We start from the raw sequence: 4,848 nt of genomic DNA, 5'->3' as shown, positions 1-4,848 counted from the left end.
TCTTTTGATCTTGTTTTTTACAATCAAAAGATCGCAGCCTGCGGCAGCTCCTACAGGGGTTCGCGTTGTTTTTAAACCTTTCGCTTGTCAACGTGGTCACTGGAAGAACACCTCCAGAGCGCGCGCAGCCCGCATGGCGAAATCTCCCGACCACGCAAAAACCTGGTTCAGCGCCCGCGACTGGAAGCCGTTTGCCTTTCAAAAACAGGTCTGGGCAGCGGTCAGAAATGGCGATTCCGGCCTGCTCCACGCCAGCACCGGCGCCGGTAAAACCTATGCCGTGTGGTTCGCGGCGCTCAATCGCTTCGCTCGCCCGCATCCTTCTGTCGAAACCCCACGCAAACGTAAAGCGCCGGCCGAACCGCTGACAGTTCTGTGGATCACGCCCATGCGCGCCCTCGCCGCCGACACTGCGCGCGCCTTGCAAACGCCTGTCGATGACTTGCAGCTCCCATGGAGCATCGGCTTGCGCACGGGCGACACCAGTAGCAGCGAGCGCGCCCGGCAGAGCCGGCGCTTGCCGACCACGCTGATCACCACACCGGAAAGCCTGACCTTGCTGCTCGCCCGTGCCGATGCCCAAGTAGCGCTGTCGACCTTGCGCATGATCGTCGTTGATGAATGGCACGAATTGCTCGGCAACAAACGCGGCGTGCAACTGCAACTGGCCCTCGCCCGGCTGCGGCATTGGCAACCGGAGCTGATCGTCTGGGGGGTGTCCGCCACCCTCGGCAATCAATCCCACGCAGAAGAGGTGCTTATCCCACAGGGCGGCGGCGTCAGTATTCAAGGACAAAGCGAAAAGTCGCTGAAGGTCGACACCCTTCTCCCACCGGCCATAGAGCGTTTTCCGTGGGCCGGGCACATCGGTCTGAAAATGTTGCCGCAAGTGGTCGCCGAACTGGAGGCCTGCGCCAGCACGCTGGTGTTCACCAACACCCGGGCGCAATCGGAAATCTGGTATCAGGCGTTGCTGGAAGCCAGGCCCGACTGGGCCGGGTTGATTGCCTTGCATCACAGTTCGTTGTCACGCGACACCCGCGACTGGGTGGAAAAAGCCTTGAAGGACGGCCAGCTGAAAGCGGTGGTCTGCACCTCGAGTCTGGACCTGGGGGTGGATTTCCTGCCGGTGGAGCGCGTCCTGCAAATTGGCTCGGCCAAAGGAGTCGCACGCTTGATGCAGCGCGCCGGGCGCTCGGGCCACGCACCGGGGCGTACCTCACGGGTGACGTTGGTGCCCACGCACAGTCTGGAACTCATCGAAGCCGCTGCCGCTCGCGATGCCGTCGAACAACGGCGCATCGAACCACGACTGTCGCCGCACAAGCCGCTGGATGTGCTGGTGCAGCATCTGGTCAGCATGGCGTTGGGTGGTGGTTTTTTACCGGATGAGCTGTACGAAGAAGTCCGCCTGGCGTGGGCTTATCGCGATCTGACGCTGGCGGATTGGGCCTGGGCGCTGGCTTTCGTACGTCATGGCGGGATGTCTCTGACAGCCTATCCGGATTATCGTCGGGTCGAGCCGGACGAACATGGCGTCTGGCGAGTGCCGGACGCGCGTTTGGCGCGGCGCCACCGCATGAGCATCGGCACCATCGTCAGTGACGCCAGCATCAACCTGAAATTCTGGAGCAAGGGCGGCGGCGGCAAGCAGTTGGGCAGTGTTGAGGAAGGCTTTATCGCCCGACTCAAACCGGGCGACGGTTTTCTCTTCGCCGGACGTTTGCTGGAACTGGTGCGGGTGGAAAACATGACGGCTTACGTCAAACGCAGCACCGCAAAAAAAGCTGCTGTACCACGCTGGAATGGCGGGCGAATGCCACTTTCCAACGAATTGGCCGAAGCCGTGGTCAGGCGTTTTAGCGAAGCCGCGCAAGGCGCGTTCAACGGCCCGGAAATGCAAGCCTTGCGACCGCTGCTGGAAACACAATTGCGCTGGTCAGGTCTGCCGACGACAGAAAATCTGCTGGCCGAAGTGCTGAAATCCCGCGAGGGCTGGCATTTTTTCCTCTATCCCTTTGCCGGGCGCCAGGTGCACCTGGGGCTGGCGAGTCTGTTGGCGTGGCGCGTCAGCCAGCGCCAGCCAGTGACGTTTTCCATCGCGGTGAACGATTACGGCCTGGAACTACTCAGCGCCACACCGATCGACTGGGCCGAGCATTTGAATGCCGAGCTGTTCAATGGCGATGACCTATTGGTCGACGTTCTGGCCAGCCTCAACGCAGGTGAGCTGGCCCTGCGGCGTTTTCGCGAGATCGCGCGGATTGCCGGGCTGGTCTTCGCCGGTTACCCCGGTGCGCCGAAAAGCACCCGGCAGGTGCAGGCCTCCAGCGGACTGTTCTTCCAGGTGTTCAAGCAATACGACGCCGACAACTTGTTGCTGGCGCAGGCCGGGGAAGAAGTCCTACGGGAAGAATTGGATATTCGTCGTCTGGAGCAGACATTGCAGCGAATCAACGGGATGAAACTGGACGTGCATCTGATTAAACGTCCTACGCCATTAGGGTTTCCGCTGCTGGTGGAGCGCATGCGCGAAAGCATGAGTTCGGAAAAACTCGCTGACCGGATCAGACGAATGGTCGGTGATCTGGAGAAAAGTGCCGATAAGGGCGGTTCGCAATGAGCGCGCCCTACCCGGTGCGGCTGGCGGGCGAAGAACTCTGGCTGCTGCCGGAAAAAGCCCTGTACTGGCCAGCACAGCAGGCGCTACTGATTGCCGACGTGCATTTCGGCAAGGCTGCGGCCTATCGCAGCCTCGGCCAGCCAGTGCCACAAGGCACTACGGCGAGCAACATCGCGGTGCTGGACCGGCTGCTGGCAAAGCTGCCCTGTCGTCAGTTGATATTCCTTGGGGATTTCCTGCATGGCCCCGGCTCGCACGCGCCGGGCACATTGGCCGCTTTGGCCGCGTGGCGCGCGCGTCACGCTGACTTGCCGATGACGCTGATTCGCGGCAATCACGACAAGCGTGCCGGCGATCCACCCGACTCACTGAATATCCGTGTGGTCCCGGAACCCATGCTGCTTGGGCCATTCGCCCTGCAACATGAACCGGATCCGCATCCTGAACGGCATGTACTGGCCGGCCACGTGCATCCCGTTTACCGGTTACACGGCAAAGGCCGGCAAAGTCTGCGGCTGGCATGTTTCAGATTGGGCGAACGCATCAGCCTGATGCCAGCGTTCGGTGCGTTTACCGGGGGATATCAGGTCGAAAAAGATAATAATTGCAGGATATTCGTCATCGGCGACGACGAGATATGGCCTTTGTAGGAGCAGAGCAAGCTCAGCTCCTACACATCACCATTGTCAGGCGACAGGCGCCGGTGGCGGCTCGTCCGGCAGCGTCGGTACGCCCGGCTCGGTTGGCTCTTCATTCGGGGTATCAGGATCAGGCTGTCCGGGAATTCCACCGGCCATGCTGATGGGCGGGTGTGCCAGCAAGGACCAGGCCAATACGCCAACCTGATTGGGCTCAAGCCTTGCCAGTTCGGCGGTGATATGCGGATCGATCTTCATAAGGCACTCCTCGGCGAAGGCCCGTTTCTCAGAAGCAAAAACGGGCAGTACACCCCATAGAGTGTCTGCCCGCCAAAGAATTCCCGAGATCTGCCGGATGGCGAATCAGGTACGTGGCAGTGTCACGCCACGCTGGCCCTGATACTTGCCGCCACGGTCCTTGTAGGAAACTTCACATTCCTCGTCGGATTCGAGGAAAAGCATCTGCGCCACGCCCTCGTTGGCGTAGATTTTCGCCGGCAGATTGGTGGTGTTGGAGAATTCCAGGGTCACGTGACCTTCCCACTCAGGCTCGAGCGGCGTGACGTTGACGATAATGCCGCAGCGCGCGTAAGTGCTTTTGCCCAGGCAGATGGTCAGTACATTGCGCGGAATGCGGAAGTACTCGACGGTGCTGGCCAGCGCGAACGAGTTCGGCGGAATGATGCAGACGTCGCTGTGGACGTCGACGAAGCTGCCCGGATCGAAGTTTTTCGGATCGACGATGGACGAGTTGATGTTGGTGAACACCTTGAAGTGGTTGGTGCACCGCACGTCGTAGCCATAGCTCGACACACCGTAGGAGATCACCCGGCTGTCGTCGCTGCCACGCATCTGGCGCTCGACGAACGGTTCGATCATGCCGTGTTCCTGCGCCATGCGGCGAATCCACTTGTCCGATTTGATGCTCATGGCGGGTGTCCTGAATAGCGAGGTGGAAAAATTCTGTCCGGCATCTTACCGGGCGCGCCGCCGGGTTCAAAGTGCGGGCTGCAATTCTCGGCGATCCCCCATGATTTACGCAGTCTGGCGACGAACCGTCACACCGCCGATCCCTAAAACAAAGAAACCTTCGCAAGAAGCATTGGCACGTCCCGGAAAAAGGGTTAAGGTGGCGCCACTGTGCTGCTTGTGTCACTGAGAATCTCTACACGATATGTTGAATTTCGATCCAACCATCTACAAGAATTTTTCCTGCTCTTTGCACTCAGTCTCGGCCAGGGTTCTTCCTGAGTCGCAGTTATCTTTGTTCAAGGAGTTACACCATGTCTAATCGCCAAACCGGTACCGTTAAGTGGTTCAACGATGAAAAAGGCTTCGGCTTCATCACTCCACAATCCGGTGACGACCTGTTCGTTCACTTCAAAGCTATCCAATCCGACGGCTTCAAAAGCCTGAAAGAAGGCCAACAGGTTTCTTTCATCGCTACCCGCGGTCAGAAAGGCATGCAAGCTGAAGAAGTACAAGTTATCTAACTTGTAGCTTCTTTAGAAAAGAGCCCCGCCCTTAAAAGCGGGGCTTTTTTGTGGGCGTCCGTTTTTCAAGCGCAAAAAAGATCGCAGCCTGCGG

Annotated in this window: 5 protein-coding genes; 3 read left to right on the top strand and 2 right to left on the bottom strand. The window is 59.2% G+C overall.

Features of this window, described 5'->3' with window-relative positions; all coding sequences use genetic code 11:
- Nucleotides 1-133 precede the first annotated feature (133 nt).
- The gene (locus EJA71_RS12395; protein WP_158957177.1) at nt 134-2,623 is read left to right on the top strand and encodes a ligase-associated DNA damage response DEXH box helicase; all 2,490 of its coding nucleotides are present in this window, start codon (nt 134-136) and stop codon (nt 2,621-2,623) included.
- The gene (gene pdeM / locus EJA71_RS12390) at nt 2,620-3,273 is read left to right on the top strand and encodes a ligase-associated DNA damage response endonuclease PdeM (protein ID WP_158957175.1); all 654 of its coding nucleotides are present in this window, start codon (nt 2,620-2,622) and stop codon (nt 3,271-3,273) included. Before EJA71_RS12395 ends, pdeM begins: the two co-directional genes overlap by 4 nt.
- A 36-nt stretch (nt 3,274-3,309) precedes the next feature.
- Here the strand turns inward: pdeM and EJA71_RS12385 are convergent, their stop codons facing one another.
- Together EJA71_RS12385 and dcd are read right to left on the bottom strand one after the other, a co-directional pair.
- The gene (locus EJA71_RS12385; RefSeq protein WP_122591497.1) at nt 3,310-3,519 is read right to left on the bottom strand and encodes a hypothetical protein; all 210 of its coding nucleotides are present in this window, start codon (nt 3,517-3,519) and stop codon (nt 3,310-3,312) included.
- A 105-nt stretch (nt 3,520-3,624) separates the two neighbouring features.
- Nucleotides 3,625-4,191 carry a dCTP deaminase gene (gene dcd / locus EJA71_RS12380; protein ID WP_007918616.1) on the bottom strand — a complete coding sequence of 189 codons (567 nt, stop codon included), beginning with the start codon at nt 4,189-4,191 and terminating at the stop codon, nt 3,625-3,627.
- Between the two features lie 353 nt (nt 4,192-4,544).
- On the opposite strand from dcd, the gene EJA71_RS12375 reads away from it, so the two are divergent.
- Nucleotides 4,545-4,754, top strand: a complete 210-nt coding sequence (locus EJA71_RS12375; RefSeq protein WP_002554837.1) for a cold-shock protein — start codon at nt 4,545-4,547, stop codon at nt 4,752-4,754.
- Nucleotides 4,755-4,848: the final 94 nt, after the last annotated feature.

Origin of the sequence: Pseudomonas sp. PB106, from assembly GCF_009764645.1 — a bacterium.
In the GTDB taxonomy this organism is placed as follows: domain Bacteria; phylum Pseudomonadota; class Gammaproteobacteria; order Pseudomonadales; family Pseudomonadaceae; genus Aquipseudomonas.
Note: the sequence above shows the minus strand (reverse complement) of the source record. Positions and strands in the feature narration are given on the sequence as shown.

What these genes read in the sequence shown, in the direction of transcription:
- EJA71_RS12395 (WP_158957177.1), top strand. Translation starts at nt 134, where the DNA reads ATGGCGAAATCTCCCGACCACGCAAAAACCTGGTTCAGCGCCCGCGAC.
- pdeM (WP_158957175.1), top strand. Translation starts at nt 2,620, where the DNA reads ATGAGCGCGCCCTACCCGGTGCGGCTGGCGGGCGAAGAACTCTGGCTG.
- EJA71_RS12385 (WP_122591497.1), bottom strand. Translation starts at nt 3,519, where the DNA reads ATGAAGATCGATCCGCATATCACCGCCGAACTGGCAAGGCTTGAGCCC.
- dcd (WP_007918616.1), bottom strand. Translation starts at nt 4,191, where the DNA reads ATGAGCATCAAATCGGACAAGTGGATTCGCCGCATGGCGCAGGAACAC.
- EJA71_RS12375 (WP_002554837.1), top strand. Translation starts at nt 4,545, where the DNA reads ATGTCTAATCGCCAAACCGGTACCGTTAAGTGGTTCAACGATGAAAAA.